Source organism: Desulfocicer niacini (genome assembly GCF_054657595.1).
Map to the genome: position 1 here is coordinate 1 of NZ_BAAHYK010000027.1, position 13,753 is coordinate 13,753.

General features: G+C 48.0%; 12 protein-coding genes. 7 read left to right on the plus strand and 5 right to left on the minus strand.

Features of this window, described 5'->3' with window-relative positions:
• The coding region (locus ACYQ2M_RS15070) for a hypothetical protein (RefSeq protein WP_459917189.1) at positions 1 to 300 on the plus strand (300 nt) is incomplete at its 5' end.
• A gap of 211 nt (positions 301 to 511) precedes the next feature.
• Here ACYQ2M_RS15070 and ACYQ2M_RS15075 read toward each other — a convergent pair.
• The 3 genes from ACYQ2M_RS15075 to ACYQ2M_RS15085 form a co-directional block, all read right to left on the minus strand.
• Positions 512 to 1,498, minus strand: coding sequence for a universal stress protein (locus ACYQ2M_RS15075; protein ID WP_459917190.1), 987 nt, complete (start codon positions 1,496 to 1,498; stop codon positions 512 to 514).
• 347 nt (positions 1,499 to 1,845) lie between these two features.
• Positions 1,846 to 3,231 (minus strand): dihydrolipoyl dehydrogenase, encoded by a 1,386-nt coding sequence (locus ACYQ2M_RS15080; RefSeq protein ID WP_459917191.1) that lies wholly within the window; start codon positions 3,229 to 3,231, stop codon positions 1,846 to 1,848.
• 283 nt (positions 3,232 to 3,514) lie between these two features.
• Positions 3,515 to 4,771 carry an MFS transporter gene (locus ACYQ2M_RS15085; protein WP_459917192.1) on the minus strand — a complete coding sequence of 419 codons (1,257 nt, stop codon included), beginning with the start codon at positions 4,769 to 4,771 and terminating at the stop codon, positions 3,515 to 3,517.
• A 127-nt stretch (positions 4,772 to 4,898) separates the two neighbouring features.
• On the opposite strand from ACYQ2M_RS15085, the gene ACYQ2M_RS15090 reads away from it, so the two are divergent.
• The 6 genes from ACYQ2M_RS15090 to ACYQ2M_RS15115 all read left to right on the plus strand — a co-directional run bounded on the left by ACYQ2M_RS15090 (position 4,899) and on the right by ACYQ2M_RS15115 (position 10,919).
• A complete protein-coding gene (locus ACYQ2M_RS15090) occupies positions 4,899 to 5,888 on the plus strand; it encodes an ornithine cyclodeaminase family protein (protein WP_459917193.1) in 990 nt (329 codons plus the stop codon).
• A gap of 265 nt (positions 5,889 to 6,153) precedes the next feature.
• On the plus strand, positions 6,154 to 7,143 hold the full coding sequence (gene wtpA / locus ACYQ2M_RS15095) for a tungstate ABC transporter substrate-binding protein WtpA (protein WP_459917194.1): 990 nt from the start codon (positions 6,154 to 6,156) through the stop codon (positions 7,141 to 7,143).
• Complete coding sequence (locus tag ACYQ2M_RS15100; RefSeq protein ID WP_459917195.1) at positions 7,124 to 7,951, plus strand: ABC transporter permease; 828 nt, start codon at positions 7,124 to 7,126, stop codon at positions 7,949 to 7,951. Before wtpA ends, ACYQ2M_RS15100 begins: the two co-directional genes overlap by 20 nt.
• Positions 7,951 to 8,979, plus strand: a complete 1,029-nt coding sequence (locus ACYQ2M_RS15105; RefSeq protein WP_459917196.1) for an ABC transporter ATP-binding protein — start codon at positions 7,951 to 7,953, stop codon at positions 8,977 to 8,979. Before ACYQ2M_RS15100 ends, ACYQ2M_RS15105 begins: the two co-directional genes overlap by 1 nt.
• Positions 8,980 to 9,029: 50 nt before the next feature.
• Positions 9,030 to 9,722, plus strand: coding sequence for a GntR family transcriptional regulator (locus ACYQ2M_RS15110; RefSeq protein WP_459917197.1), 693 nt, complete (start codon positions 9,030 to 9,032; stop codon positions 9,720 to 9,722).
• A gap of 162 nt (positions 9,723 to 9,884) precedes the next feature.
• Positions 9,885 to 10,919 carry an acyltransferase family protein gene (locus ACYQ2M_RS15115; RefSeq protein ID WP_459917198.1) on the plus strand — a complete coding sequence of 345 codons (1,035 nt, stop codon included), beginning with the start codon at positions 9,885 to 9,887 and terminating at the stop codon, positions 10,917 to 10,919.
• A gap of 275 nt (positions 10,920 to 11,194) precedes the next feature.
• Here the strand turns inward: ACYQ2M_RS15115 and amaB are convergent, their stop codons facing one another.
• Together amaB and ACYQ2M_RS15125 are read right to left on the minus strand one after the other, a co-directional pair.
• A complete protein-coding gene (amaB, locus tag ACYQ2M_RS15120; protein ID WP_459917199.1) occupies positions 11,195 to 12,727 on the minus strand; it encodes an L-piperidine-6-carboxylate dehydrogenase in 1,533 nt (510 codons plus the stop codon).
• Between the two features lie 87 nt (positions 12,728 to 12,814).
• Positions 12,815 to 13,273, minus strand: a complete 459-nt coding sequence (locus ACYQ2M_RS15125) for an RrF2 family transcriptional regulator (RefSeq protein ID WP_459917200.1) — start codon at positions 13,271 to 13,273, stop codon at positions 12,815 to 12,817.
• Positions 13,274 to 13,753: the final 480 nt, after the last annotated feature.

Genomic DNA, 13,753 nt, shown 5'->3' on the forward strand with positions numbered 1-13,753 from the left:
CTTTATCTCCTTCAAAGCGGTTTAGTACAGGGGCTGCCGGCGCTGTGGCCGCCCATAAACCATGATCTAAATTTTTATCCGTCATTTTTTATTTCCTTTTTCATCGAGTCATGGGTTGCCATGGGATCTAAAGAGTGTTGTTTTTCCATCGAGCCGTTACGGGTACGTCCATGCCGTTACAAACATATGGTTGTAACAAAAGCCAAAGCTTCTATTGCCTTCGGGATCCGTATTCCCATTTCCTCCGGGAATGGACTTGAGCATGTCGATCTTAAAACTTCAATCCGTAGTATACCATAGAAGTATCACAGTTTACACAAAGACATACCAGTCGAGTTTATTGCTGTCAAGCCCTTTATATTTTTTATCATCGGTATTTTATAATTGCCCCGGGAATGAAGGAATCTGTTTATTTCTGTCGGCTTTAAAGAGGCAACGAGATGTGGTGGTGGGCCATGTGTATTCAGGAAGGGGCCCTGGCAAGCAATGTCCAGGGCCCGGTGTGGAGAAGTCAGGAAGTCTGTCGTACTGCCAGTACCGGGCAGGGGGATTGACGAATGACACGGTGGGTGGTGGAGCCCACCATGAGTTTTTCCAAAAGCGTATGGCCGTGGATGCCCAGAATAATCAGATCCATATCTTCATCCCGGGCATACTGGATCAGTTCCCGGTAGGGTTCGCCATCCAGCAGCATGGTTTCCGGGGTGCACCAATGGCGACTGTCCTCGGGGACCATGCGGTGGAGCTGTTGGGTGAGTCTGTTTCTGATCTCTCTGATTCGCCTGAGTTTTTCCTGGCGTTTTTCGGGGCTCATTTCCATGTAATTGCGTGATGAGGTTAGGCGGTAATAGTCCCCAGGGCTGATGTCCAGTTCGTTATCCTGTTTCAAATCAAGGTTTTCTGTGGGCTTGATGACATGAATCAGGTGCAGGGTGGCCTGGAATTCCTGGGCCAGACTGATGCCGTAATCAAAGGCAAGCCGGGAATCCGGGGAAAAATCACATCCCACAAGAATTTTGTCCATTTTAATGGTGTGGTCTGGGGCCGGAATGAAGGTATGCTTCTGTGTGTGGAGTATCAGAAGGGGGCAATGGACGGTTTTCATCAGTTTTTCCGTGACAGAACCGATGAGCAGGCGGGCCATGGCGGACTGGCCCTGGGTGGCGGTGACCACCAGATCAATCTTTTTTTCCCTGGCGATGCGGCTGATTTCGTCGGCGGCATTTCCCTTGGCAATGACCAGTTCATGGGGAACGGGAAGATCAACTGACATTTTTTCGAGTTTTTCCAAAGCAGCCTGGTTATGATGATTCTGGAGCTGCACAGGGTCCAGTGAGCTTGTGCTGTTGGCCAGAATGATGGGAACATCCATCACCACATGACACAGGAAAAGCCGGGCACCAAACTCTTTGCACAATGCCACGCTATAGGAAAGGATAGTGGGGCTGTAATCGGAAAAATCCATGGCACACATAATTTTCTGGGGTTGGATTCTCATGGTTGCCTCCTTTGTAAAAAACGTTGATGGTGTTTTGATAACTCAAGGGGCTTGGTCCTTCTGACCACAAGTTATCACTGGTGACAGATGGTGTGATCAAGCCCTGAATTGCTTCAAAGGGTATGGCTGTTTCCGTTTGACAGACAAAAGAAAGGTAATGAAAGCATGGGTATGCTGATCAAGGACAGGGGCGTAAGCAGAAGGATGGAACATAGGTTTGGAATCAGGAGCCGACAGCCCGGATATTCACACCCTATGTTCGTATTTTAGTATTGTGAATTCATGTGTGTCAAGGTAAATCAAGGGGGGCTTATGCTGCCACGCCAAATTTATGATGGGGGTTGACCTTACTTCAATTTAAACAATGCATTGGTCAACGCCGTCTTCATTACTTCTTCCAACGAGGGATGATAGACCGGCATCTGCAGGATATCCTCAACTGTCAGGCCATGCTCAATGGCCAGAACCAGGGTATGGGCCATGTGCTCGGCTCCACGGCCGAAGATTTCCGCCCCCAGCAATATGCCGCTGCTTTTATCTACATAGACCTGCATCATCCCCTGGTGATCGTTATAAATTTTATGACGCGGTCCGCTGTCCATTCGGGCCTGTCCCATGACAGTCTGTCCCGGATCCAGTGCGCTGTAAACCGCACCGACACAAGCCATCTGAGGATCGGTGAAATAGATTCCCATTCCCGGGGTTCTTTTGCCCTCTTTACGTAAAGGGAAATCAATGGCACTGTCAGCAGCAATTCTACCTTCAATATAGGCTTCATGCCACAAGGGCAGATCCTCCGTGGCATCACCACATATAAACACTGGCGAATCACCACACTGCATGGTTAAAGGATCGTATAGCGGTAAGCTCCGGTCATCAAGAACAAGTCCTGAGTTTTCAAGATTCATGGTTCGAAGGTTGGATCGGCGGCCGCTGGCCATGAGTACCCGCTCATAGGTTTTTGTTATTGTCTCACCATCCGGGGTGAGATATGTAAGTTCATATCCATCTTTCACCTTGACTGCACTGGTAAATTCTCCCTGAGGGATGATATCGAGTTCCTGCTGCATGGCCTGCATCACCTCGTTTTGCATATCGGGATGGGTAAATGCGCCAATGCGACCCGTGTGGCCATACAGGGTGGTTTTAACTCCGAGGCGGTGAAATGCTTGCCCGATTTCAAGGGCGATCACGCCAAGGCCCACAACCGCCATGGACCGGGGAAGATCATCAAGCTCAAAGATAGTATCGCTGGTATCCAGTTCGTGGCGTAACGGTGCAAAGATCGGGGCCACATAAGGTGTGGAACCGCAGGCGATGATGATTTTGTCTGCCTTGATCCGCAATTGGCCATCCACATCAATGGTTTGGGGATTGATGAATGTGGCTTGCCCTTCAACCTTGAATTTAGGGTGAATGGAATCGACATATCTTAAAACACCACCAACAAATTTTTCCCTACGATCCTTATGAATCCTCTCAAACAGACGCTTGCCATTCACATGATAGCTGGCATCAATACCGAAAAAGCTTCCGCCATCAATGGCATGGGCCAGATCCGATGCGGTAACCAGCATTTTACTGGGCATACACCCCACACGGGCACAGGTTGTTCCGTAGGGTCCATGTTGAATCAACAGCAAACTGTCCGTCTGTTTTCGAATTCGGCTGAATGCCCCCAGCCCTGCTGTGCCCACACCAATAATGGCATATTCCACATCACGTTTTTCCATGGCAATCTCCATTTCAGATAAACATTATTGACATCCATTATTTATCCTGCAAAGTAGTTTACACTTTTTTGTAAATTTCCATTCCCATGGGGGTGATGGAAAGCGTAACTGGGAATGAAGGATGCCACATTATTATTGTAAAAAAAACACCGGCAGGTTTCAAGTCAGAGCTGGGGAACGGGCGTATTCCCATTTTCCTGCTCTCCTGCTTAATTGTGATCAAGCCGACCCCATCACCATGTGGCCCATGCTGTGACCAATTCCCTGGTATGCCAATTGTGACTCAAAATTTTTTATAAGACCAGACCATAACCCCCATGGCCATAACCAGCAAACCTGCAGCAATGGAAAATGTACCGGCAAAACCGATCATTTGATAAAGCCACACACCGGCGAGGGGAGCAAACAGTGCTCGGACACCCACCAGGGAAAGGTGCAGGGACTGATACTCTGCTGTGTCTTCATCTCTGCAGAAATAGGCAGACCCGATGGTCCATAAAAGAGCCATGCCCGCCACAAACATACCATTAAACAACATGTACGATACCAGCATATAATACACCTGGATACCCCATATTTCAAAATTAAACGGAAAAAATTCCGTAAGGGTAATGGAGACGATATAGAAAAACATGGCAAGATAGGTGATCCCGGCAAAGATCCGTGGATCCACCCTGCCCAGAAGCCTCCCGCAAAGCGGCAGCAATAAAATTGCCACCACGTTGTATCCGTTTTTATAAAAGGCCACGCTGGCATAATTCAGGTGCAGCAACTCATCAAACAAAATGGTGATCACCGTGATGGAGATCATGAAGGCGATGCCGTAGAGCATGAACCCGATTTCAAAATGTCGGTAGGCTGAGTTACTTCGTAAAATATCCACCATGTTTGCAACCGACTGCCGGATGGAGGCCTTTATCCCCCGGGTAAGGATTTCCGGTGGCGGAGGCGGTTGCCGGTATTCAATGCGGGTGAAAAGATAAATCGCCCCGATGCCAAGCAGTGACACCACGGGAAAAATCCAAGTGAACACGTAGTTGTCAAGGTCCAGGAGCAGCCCATACCCAAAGGTGACCACCAGCATGGTCACCTTGCTCACCGAAGTGGCATAGCTGAACAGGGTCGAAAAATGGGCGTGACTGTAGCTGTTTTTCAAGAACAGGTTAATCAGGGGGAGGGTCACCGGCCATCCCATATAATATATGAGAAATATCAGGAGAAACAGATAATTATATATGGGGGTAGGGTAGGCATGGGGAAAAAAGACAAGAAAAGCCATGGGTAGATGACTGATGATACCCACCACCTTCAGAAGCTTTTTCTTGTTGACAATGCGTTTTAGAAATTCATTTAAAATAAACAGAAAGGCGAACACCACCACGCTGAACTGAAAGAGGAATCCCAGTTGAAAGTTGGAACCGTGGAGGCTTTTTATAAAGACAAATTCGTTGAGGGCTAGCACGCCCTGGATCACACCGTTTAGAAGGGCGTAGGCAAGATGAAGATAAAATGTTTTGCGTTCGTTGGGGGTCAGGTTCAAGTTTTAAAATTATCCTTTGACAAAACAGCTGTGTTAAAATCATCTTATTATGATAACAGTCATGTAGTTTAATATCAAAAGATTTTATCCCACGCAAAAAAACCACGATCTGTTGTAAGGAGATGCAATGACGACAAATGAGATACTGATTCTATCGGCAGCGGAAGTGGCCGCCTGCCTTGACATGCCATCGGCCATTGATGCCATGAAGGGGGCCTTTGCCCAGCTCTCTTCCCACGAGGCCCAGGTTCCCTTGAGAACCCAGATGTCCATCCCCGAAGCCCACGGTACGGCATTGTTCATGCCGGTGTATCTTCCCCAAAACCGTCAGATCGGGCTTAAGACAGTTACAGTTTTTGAAAGCAATCCACAACAAAACCTGCCCCTGATTCATGCCATGGTGCAGATACTTGATGCCGCCACGGGAAGGCCCCTTGCCATCATGGACGGTGAAGTTTTAACAGCCATACGAACGGGGGCTGCCAGCGGTCTTGCAACGGATCTGCTGGCCCATGAAGATGCAGGCATTGTCACCATCATCGGTGCCGGGATTCAGGGACGCACCCAGCTTGAAGCCGTGTGTGCTGTGAGGACCATAAAAAAAGTCCATATTATCAGCCGTTCCCTCCAAAGTGCCCAAAAATTTGCCGGGGAAATGTCGGAACGACTCTGTGTTCAGGTATCGGTTTCGGAACCGGCAACGGCCCTTGCCGAATCCTCCATCATCTGCACGGCCACCACCTCTCTGACCCCGGTGTTTGAAGATGCCATGGTAAGATCCGGGACCCACATCAACGCCGTTGGCTCCTATCGCCCGGACATGTGTGAAGTTCCGCCGGAAACGGTGAAACGTTCCCGGCTGTTTGTGGATCAAAAAGAAGGGTGCTGTGCCGAAGCCGGTGATATCATCCAGCCCATTACCGCCGGTATCATCACAGCTGCTCATATAATGGCAGAGCTGGGGGAAGTTGTTTCCGGTAAGAAACAGGGCCGCTTGACCCCACAAGAGATCACCTTTTTTAAATCTGTGGGCAATGCCGTGCAGGATTTGGCCGTGGGCACTCTTATCCTTGAAAAAGCAAGAATAATGGGTCTGGGAACTCTTGTGCCTCTTTAATAAGTTATCCATGGTTGATATCGGTGATTTCCAATCCATGATTTTCCAAATTTACAGATTTACCTTGACTTCAAAGATGAGAATTATTAGAGGAAATGGGTATATACTCATTTTTTGAAAAGGAACCTGTTGTAGTTTATTTTTTTTATAAAAAAAGATTGCTGTCGGGAACCGGAATATGGGTCTGCCCGTGGCAGGAGATTAATTTTAATGACGGTGTCAGAACCGGTATTTACAACAAAAGGGTGAATTAAAGGGAGATCACATGAAATCCAACCATGCCATACAATCATTACGCTTTATAATAACATTTTTCCTTATTCTGGTGTTCCAGGCGACCTCCCTCCAGGCGGCCCCCACCGGCAAACTGATCATGTTCCATGCAGGCAGCCTTTCCGTACCCTTTGCAGCCATGGAAAAAGCCTTTGAAGCCAAGTTCCCCGGGGTTGATCTCCTAAGGGAAGCTGGCGGCAGCACCAAAATGGCCCGGCTCATTTCAGAAGTGGGAAAACCCGCGGATATCATGGCATCGGCCGATTACAAGGTGATCGACGGCAACCTGATTCCTGATTTTGCCGATTGGAACATCCGTTTTGCAACCAACCAGCTGGTGCTCTGCTATACAGATCAGAGTAAACACAGCGACACCATAACGGCGGACAACTGGTACGAAATTCTCAAAAAAGAGGGCGTGATATGGGGCCATTCAGACCCCAATCTTGACCCCTGCGGTTATAGAAGCATTATGGTGCTGCAGCTGGCGGAAAAGTTCTATAACATCCCGGGACTGTATGAACAACTCCTTTCCAACCGCCCCATGAAGAATGTCCGTCCCAAGTCCGTGGAACTTGTCAATCTTTTAAAAACCGGCAACATGGACTACGCCTGGGAATACCTCTCTGTGGCGGTACAGCACGGCCTTAAATATGTAAAGCTTGATGATCACATCAACCTTGGCAATTATAAATATGATGCCTTCTACAAACAGGCCGAGGTAAAGGTCACCGGCAAAAAACCGGGCACCTGGAAAATCCTCAACGGTAAATCCTGCACCTACGGTATCACCATGATAAAGAACAGCAGCAACCCCGAAGCCGCCGAAGCATTCCTTCACTACCTGCTCTCCCCAGAGGGTGGACTTAAGATCTTGGAAGATATGGGCCAGCCTCCGTTTATTCCGGCAAGGATCACCTCAGAAGCGATAAAAACGTCCCTGCCGGTATCTCTGCAGGAGCTTGTCGAGGTTAAAAATTAGATCCATTTTGAAATCGCCTTCCCTCACCAGGGGTTCCGATGCTTTCTGGTTTTTCGCCATCCTTTTAAGCCTCCCCCTGGTTCTCCTGGTCATCCTGCCCCTTGGCAGGATGATCACCATGCCTGAAATGGCAGACCTGATCTCAACCATCCGGGAAAAAACCGTACAGCAGGCCCTGTTAAGAAGTCTCATGACCGCCCTTTGTGCAACCCTGGCAGCAGTGATTTTTGGTACTCCCCTTGCATATATCCTGGCCCGTAAATCCTTCAGGGGGAAAAACATCATCGAAGGGCTGGTGGATCTTCCCATCATGATTCCTCACCCGGTCATTGGTATCGCCGTTTTAAGCCTTTTCGGGCGCAATACCCTGCCGGGCAAGATGCTTACCTTCTTTAATGTGGAGATCATGGGCTCTCTCACCGGTATTGTCACTGTATTGATCTTTGTGGGTGCCCCCTTTTACGTGAACAGCGTGAAATCAGGGTTTGAAACCATCCCCCTGCGGCTGGAAAAAGCATCGCGCAGCCTGGGAGCGGGGATGACATCCACTTTTTTTAGGGTAACATTGCCCCTGGTGTGGCGGCACATGATGCTTGGGGCGGTGCTGTGCACGGCCCGGGCCATCAGCGAATTCGGAGCCGTTGTCATCGTGGCCTACCACCCCATGACTGCCCCGGTGCTCATCTATGAACGATTCACGGCCTATGGGCTGAAATACTCCCAGTGCGTTGCCTTTTGGCTTATTTTAATTTCTTTATTGCTTTTTATCTCCATGCGTCTGCTCTCCAGGGAAAGAGGGGAAAGATAATGATCAATCTCAATGATGTCTGTGTGACCCTGCCAGCTTTTTCCCTGAAAAACATTTGTCTGTCCATCCCGAGCAATGATTTTTTTGCCATCCTTGGCCCTACGGGATCAGGAAAATCCCTGCTTCTTGAAGCCATTATGGGATTGATGCCCATCTCCTCGGGTATCGTTTCCATTGACAATAAGAATGTTAACACCCTTCCCCCGGAAAAAAGAAACATGGGAATTGTCTATCAGGATTTTGCCCTGTTTCCCCACATGACCGTGAAACAAAATATTTTTTATGGGGTCCGATACCATGCCCTTCCCCGGGCCGGGACAGTTAAACGATTTGATCAGCTGGTGGATCAGATGGAATTGTCACGCTTGCTGAATAGATACCCAAAAACCCTGAGCGGTGGGGAAAAACAGAGAGTGGCATTGGCCCGGGCACTGATCCTTAACCCTGGGATACTGCTTTTAGATGAACCCTTGTCTGCCCTTGATCCCATGCTCCAGGATGACCTGAAAAACCTGTTAAAGCGGCTGCACCTGGAGTTCTCTTCCATCTTTATCATGGTTTCCCACAGCTTTTCGGACGTTCTTTTTCTGGCAAAAAACGGTGCCATCATCCGTAACGGTACCATTGAACAGACGGGCACCATAAAAAATTTGTTTGAGAAGCCCAATTCTGCTTTTACCGCCCGATTCACCGGCATGAAAAACATCTATGTCCGGGCCGCGTCCACCCCGGCCCTGGCTCCGCTGTTCCGTCAAAACGGCAATCTGCCCCGATGCGAAGATCGTCACATGGCCCTGAGACCCGAATCCATTCTCCATGACAACCCCGGACCGGAAAACACCTGCTGCGCCATGGAAGGGGTGGTCACCCGGCTAATTTCCAGGGGATTTTTTTATGATGTCATCATTAAAATGGATACCGTGGAACTGACGGCCCAGTGGACGCGGCACGACGTGCTGACAAAACAGATCAAGCCCGGGCGGCGTATCCCCTTTTTCATCCCCTTCAACAGTATCCACACTTTTTAATCAGTTATGATCAATCCCTCCCTTTTACACGGGAAGGCGCATAACAGGCATTGACAAAAAACGTATACAGTTATAATGTCCCGGACATGAATGAAAAATCATCAAGCCGTTCCAGACATATCGGTAACACCTCAGAATTCATTGCCGATACCTTGAGAGAAGCAATTTTCCAGGGAGAGTACAAGGTCAATCAACCCCTGCGCCAGGATCAGATTGCCAAAAAACTCAAAGTCAGTAAAATCCCCCTGCGTGAAGCCCTGGTTCAATTGAAATCCGAGGGACTGGTGGCGTTCATGCCTAACAGGGGTGCCGTGGTGTCTGGTCTATCCCTGGCTGAAATTAAAGAAATTTTTCTTATGCGCATTGTCCTGGAAAATCTTGCCATCGCCAATGCCATCCCTGTCATCCCGGTGCGGGATATTATCCGGGCCCAGAGTGTCCTTGAAATCATTGACAATGAAAACGACAAAAGCCAGTGGACCGATCTCAACTGGGAATTTCATAAAACCCTGTATCAATCCTCAGCTATGCCCCTGCTTGTGAATACCATTCAGACCCTTCATAACAATGTGTCCCGCTTTCTGGTCATTTATTATGATACCCTGGAAGGTTCAGACGTCTCCCAGAGGGATCACTGGGATCTTCTGGCAGCATTCAAGGCAAAAGATATTTCAAAGGCCCAGGAAGTTCTGGAAAGGCATTTAAGCACCGCAGAACGAAAATTGAGAAAATTCCTCTCCTGAAATTTGCCCCTTTCTGATGCGAGATGATCTGTGTTTTACCATTCCTGGGTGAGCCAATGGGGCATGAGAATGCCATGATGCCGTCCCCAACGGCCAACCAATCCGGCCCCGGAACGTCGGCTGTCCATTTATGCCGGCCTAAAAGACGCAGGAGATTTCATCATGAACCATCGCATTATCTGGATCGACACCCTGAAAGCCATGGCCATTTTCATGGTGGTCATCGGCCACACCATTGGTCTGCCCAAACCGGTGGAGCGGTTAATTTTTTCCTTTCACATGCCAATTTTTTTCTGGATGTCAGGACTTCTTGTGAAGGAAACTGTTAAAGACATCCCATTTGGAACCTATGTGAAAAAAAAGGTCATAAGTCGCCTGATTCCCTATTTTAACTTCTCTATATTAAGTTATATTTTATGGTTTTTTCTCTTTCGCCACTTCGGCAGTCAGGCCCAGCTGGCCATAAGCCCTCTTCGAACCTTCATCGGCATTTTTTACGGCAATGGCATCAACCACTGGATGGATCACAACACAGTATTGTGGTTTTTTCTATGTCTTTTTATCACGGAAATCCTTTTTTTCTTCATCTTAAAAATGCCCTCAAGGTTCTGGCTTATTGTGACGCTGCTGCTGTTTTCCATCTCAGGATACCTGGACACCTGGATTAACCCCCCCGATGGTTTCAGGCTGCCATGGAACATTGATATTGCCCTGTCCATGGTGGTGTTTTACGGTATTGGGTATCTGTGCCGGGAAGTTTTAATGGGTGATATTCAGAAACGTCCTGCCCTGCAATGGTACCTTACCGTCATCTGTCTGGCCTGCTATGCTTCATGCAGTTTTGTAAATGGCAAGGTGGCCGTGGTGGCCGGAAATTATGGAAATTATTTTTATTTTTATGCCGGGTCCTTATCCGGAATTTTATTCTGGAGCCTCATGGCCATGCAGATTCCGCCCAACCGCCTGATATCAAAAATCGGAGATAGCACCCTGATTATTTTTCCTCTGCATTTGCTGGTATTTCCTTTTTTAACGGCAATCCTTGTGTATGGATTTCAAATACCATCAAGCATCAAGGAAAAATCCATTTTGATTTCCATTGCCTATGCCGTTGTAAGCATCCTGATTTTACTCCCCGTGGCAGATGTGATTAAAAAATATTTTCCATTTTTAATTGGTCTTCCAAGGAAAAAATAGGTAGATATTTCAATATCTTCATCAGTTTTTAAACTGTGATTCAATCAGGACTGCAAGGTTCATTATCTTGCGTGCTTATGGGGGGGAGGTACAACATGGGCCATATGGGGGGGCAGATTTGCATTATGGAGGCTTTCGTTGAAATTTGCCTTGAAACACAGATAGTTATCAAAAAAATAGAACCTGATAAAAAACTCAGGCTCTCATACCACATAGTCTGACCCCGTCGGCCAGCCAGCTGTGACGGGTGTCAGAGTTTATGCTCAAGCCCCAAATCAAATATCAAATTTAATGCCCTGGGCCAGGGGAAGGCTTTTTCCGTAATTGATGGTGGTGGTCTGACGGCGCATGTATCCCTTCCAGGCATCAGAGCCGGATTCACGCCCACCGCCGGTTTCTTTTTCCCCGCCAAAGGCACCTCCGATCTCGGCCCCTGAAGTACCGATGTTGACATTGGCAATGCCGCAGTCGGAACCGGCGGCGGAAAGAAATGCCTCTGATTCCTGGAGACTGTCTGTGAAAATAGCTGAGGAAAGCCCCTGATCCACCTCATTGTTCAGGGCAATGGCAGCCTCCACATCTCCGGTATATTTGATGAGGTAGAGTATCGGCACAAAGGTTTCTTCCCTGACGATGTCATAGTGGTTTTCAGCTTCAGCTATCACCGGGGTCACGTAGCAACCCGATTCAAACCCTTCCCCTTGGAGCACGGAACCGCCGGTGAGGACAGTTCCACCTGCTTCTTTCAAACGATCAAGGGCTTTGAGATAATCGGCCACGGCTCCGGTATCAATGAGCGGTCCCATGTGGTTGGCTTCATCCATGGGAGTCCCAATTTTCACAGATTCATAGGCCTTGACCAGAAGATTTTTCACATTGTCATAGATGGATTCATGGACAATGACCCGGCGGGTGGTGGTGCAGCGCTGCCCGGCCGTGCCCACGGCGGAAAAAACAATGCCCGGCACCGCCAGTTTCAGGTTCGCGGCGGGTGTCAGAATAATTGCATTGTTTCCCCCCAGCTCCAGAATGGATTTCCCGAACCGTCTTGCAATGCGTTCTGCCCCATGACGTCCCACCCGTGTGGAACCGGTGATGGAGATCAGCGGCACCCGTTTATCGTCCAGCATGCGCTCGCCCACATCTGCACCTCGTCCTACGATCACGTTGAAAAGGCCTTCCGGCAGTTGGTTTGCCTGGATCACCGGTTTAAGAATATTCTGAACGGCAATGGCCGTCAAGGGTGTCTTAGAAGAGGGCTTCCACACACTTGTATCCCCGCATACCGCCGCCATCATCGCGTTCCAGGACCATACGGCCACGGGGAAGTTAAAGGCGGAAATGATACCCACGATACCCAGGGGATGGTAATGATCATAAAGTCGATGCTCCGGGCGTTCCGAATGCATGGTAAACCCATACAGCTGGCGGGACTGACCCACGGCAAAATCGCAGATATCGATCATTTCCTGCACTTCGCCCTGGCCTTCCTGGAGGGATTTGCCCATTTCACAGGAAACAAGAGCTCCCAGATCCGCTTTGTTTTCCCGTAGGGCATTTCCGATCTGACGTACCACCTCTCCCCTCTGGGGAGCCGGAATCCTTCGCCATTGGATAAAGGCTTTGGCCGCCTGTTCAATGATATTTTCATAATCGGCTTGGGATGCCAGATACACAGATGCAAGCTTTTGTCCATCTGCCGGAGATACAATGTCAAGGGTTCCCTGATCCTTGGTGTCATTCCAGTTCAGGCCCGTGGATGCGCCCTGATTCATATCCTTTAATCCCAGTTTTTCCATGAATGTCATTTCATTTCTCCCTTGAAAAGGCATCGTCGATACGTCATCTCTTCCCTGACCGGTGTCCCACCCATCGGATCAGATAAAGGGGGGTGTTTACGCGAAACATTTATCCTTCGACGCTGCGCTTTTTTTTCTGTTGTCAATTTCTTCAATAATGTGGGACAATTTTATTTTTTTCATCTTTGCTTCAATTTCCACCTGGATATCAGCGAACAAATCCAGAAAGTAACCGTTCACAAGGGTGGTTTCCTGCTTATCATGAAGCGGATCAGCGGTGACATCCAGATGAAAGGCCTTTCGATCCTCCAGTGCGCAATAAATTTCCTGAAGATCAATTTCCATGGGATCTTTAAGGAACATGAATCCCCCGGAAGGCCCTTGGATGGTTTTGAGCAATCCACCTTTGGCAAGGGCGGACAAAAGCATTCGGACCTTGGATGCATTAATCCCGGTATAGCGGGAAATGGCACTGCTGGTTTGTGGTTCCGGCCAGGTGCGGGCCATGAAGCACAGTGCTTTTACTGAATTTGATAATTTTGTTGATGCAGACATAAATTCCTCTTATTAATGTTACGCTGACCGAAACATACATCGTTGTTGTGGTTATTTCAAGTTAATTTTGATTTGTATTTTATATTTTTATATATAATCATTTTTTGATTTTTTAAAATTACTGCTAATAACTATAAATAACTAATACTCAAATACCAAATCTCTTTTCCCGGCTCATGGCATTTTGGAGATTGGTCACAACATGGGCTCCTGTGGGGAGGGGCAGGCGTGACCATCTGTTTGTATTTGTGCATTTGCTATACCCTTCTGTTTGATTAATAAATGTATCTACCAAATTCTGGCATCAACGATTGGCATTGTTCAGCGTTTTTTAAAGATCTCATTGGTTTATCTTCAACGATTAATACATTTTCTATCCATACAGGAGGTAATTCTTCTATTTTTTTAATGCTTGGGGATGATTTTCAACTGTTTCTAAAAAATATTCGATCCCTTTAATAATTTCTATTACTAAACTTT

What these genes read in the sequence shown, in the direction of transcription:
- ACYQ2M_RS15075 (WP_459917190.1), bottom strand. Translation starts at nt 1,498, where the DNA reads ATGAGAATCCAACCCCAGAAAATTATGTGTGCCATGGATTTTTCCGAT.
- ACYQ2M_RS15080 (WP_459917191.1), bottom strand. Translation starts at nt 3,231, where the DNA reads ATGGAAAAACGTGATGTGGAATATGCCATTATTGGTGTGGGCACAGCA.
- ACYQ2M_RS15090 (WP_459917193.1), top strand. Translation starts at nt 4,899, where the DNA reads ATGACGACAAATGAGATACTGATTCTATCGGCAGCGGAAGTGGCCGCC.
- wtpA (WP_459917194.1), top strand. Translation starts at nt 6,154, where the DNA reads ATGAAATCCAACCATGCCATACAATCATTACGCTTTATAATAACATTT.
- ACYQ2M_RS15105 (WP_459917196.1), top strand. Translation starts at nt 7,951, where the DNA reads ATGATCAATCTCAATGATGTCTGTGTGACCCTGCCAGCTTTTTCCCTG.
- ACYQ2M_RS15115 (WP_459917198.1), top strand. Translation starts at nt 9,885, where the DNA reads ATGAACCATCGCATTATCTGGATCGACACCCTGAAAGCCATGGCCATT.
- amaB (WP_459917199.1), bottom strand. Translation starts at nt 12,727, where the DNA reads ATGACATTCATGGAAAAACTGGGATTAAAGGATATGAATCAGGGCGCA.
- ACYQ2M_RS15125 (WP_459917200.1), bottom strand. Translation starts at nt 13,273, where the DNA reads ATGTCTGCATCAACAAAATTATCAAATTCAGTAAAAGCACTGTGCTTC.